This window comes from Candidatus Mycoplasma haematohominis, assembly GCF_902712995.1.
Lineage (GTDB): Bacteria > Bacillota_I > Bacilli_A > Mycoplasmatales > Mycoplasmoidaceae > Eperythrozoon_B > Eperythrozoon_B haematohominis.
In genome coordinates this window covers 1-1,534 of record NZ_CACTIB010000029.1, presented here as the reverse complement: position 1 = coordinate 1,534, position 1,534 = coordinate 1, and the positions used below count along the sequence as shown (strand labels likewise).

Annotated in this window: 2 protein-coding genes; both read right to left on the bottom strand. The window is 32.0% G+C overall.

The window, feature by feature from the left end; all coding sequences use genetic code 4:
* Nucleotides 1-338, bottom strand: a 338-nt coding sequence (locus H6411_RS04540; protein WP_216083459.1) for a hypothetical protein, incomplete at its 3' end; no start/stop codon positions are given.
* Between the two features lie 5 nt (nucleotides 339-343).
* Nucleotides 344-1,390 carry a hypothetical protein gene (locus H6411_RS04535; protein WP_216083458.1) on the bottom strand — a complete coding sequence of 349 codons (1,047 nt, stop codon included), beginning with the start codon at nucleotides 1,388-1,390 and terminating at the stop codon, nucleotides 344-346.
* Nucleotides 1,391-1,534 lie beyond the last annotated feature (144 nt).

Below are 1,534 nucleotides of genomic sequence, written 5' to 3'. Positions count from 1 at the left end.
CAATACTTAATTACTTTTTCTCTATCTAAAACAATTTCTGGCTTATATTCCTGGTTCAACTCTGCATCACATCACTTCTGTATTTCTTTAATTGCTTCTGTTTCCTCTTTATTAGAAATATCAATACCTAAATCAACATTTAGAAAATCTTTATTCTCTAAATATATAGCTTTATAGGCATTCTCGCTATCTGATGACAACAAAACTATCCCCTCTCTAGATAGAGCCGCTTTTCAGTCCTTGGGTAAAGATTCATAATAAAGAAAGGTTGATCCACATACAAGTGCAGCGACAGATGATACAGCTCCCACTGCTTTGGGAGCAAAGCTTAGATTCAAAATGTTTATGCGACCGGAGCGCTTTCTGTTTTAGATTTCTCTATTGCTTCAACCAAACTTACCTGAAATAAATGCTTCTGCACTTTTTCTTTCACACAAACAACTTTAGCAACTAAGTGTTTCTCCTGATAAATACCAGTCTCAGAAAGATTCTTACTTAAATTTTCTTTACATCATTTTTTGTAATCTGAACCCTTAAGAGAAGTTCCAACATTTTGATCGGGTTTGATAGTTTTAAAAACTAAAGGTGTTTGTTGCCAATAACCTTTGATTTTGCCTCAATTGCTTCCATCTTTGTCAGCCTCGGTATCATCAATTGTCAAATCTTCACCTTCCCAACCAAGCAAATCGTTTTTTATTTTGTTCTCAACTGTTGAATAATTAAGCTCTTGACATCATCAAGTCAAGTGATTATATAACTGTTGAAGATCCTTTATTTCCTTAACAGAATTAGATAAATTAAAAGTACATCAAGTTTTTAATCTTGTATATCCTGTACTTGCTTCAGTTGTGGTCTTATATTCAGTATCTGTTTCTCCCTTAACAGAATTAATAGCACTTAAAAAATCATCACTATATCTATAAACAGCAAAGATAGTCTTATAAGGTTCATCTTGCGAATTAGTTTCTTTATTCTTAATTCATGAAGCCTGCGGCTTTATTTTCTTTAAATGCGCTTCTACAGTTCTAGGAGTCTTATCTTCGCAATATTTAATTATTTTTTCTTTATTTTCAAAATCTTCTGATACATAAGGCTTCTTTAATTCTGTTTGGCATCATGTCTTTATTTTCTGTCAATCTGTTTCTCCTGTTATTCCTGAATTAATAGAACTTATATCTCCTGTATTGTCTAAATATACTGCTCTATATGAATTTTGTTTTTGACTCTCATCTTCAATTGTTTCAATAAATAAAAACCCTTTTCACTCAAGAGCTTCCTGAATATTTTTAGGAGTTGTTTTGTTATAAATAACAGCTCCTCCGCCTCCTAAAATACCACCCGTAGCTAATGCGGCTCCTGTCTTAGAGGAAAAGCCAACTCCAAATTTCAAATTAGTCTGTATTATCTTTGTTTGCTATTGCTTCTTTTAAATTCTTATATTTTCCTAAAACTGCTTGAACCTTAACTTCAACACATACTGATTTAGCAATTAAATATTTTCATTGGTAAATTTGAGAGTCATATATCTTGGCTT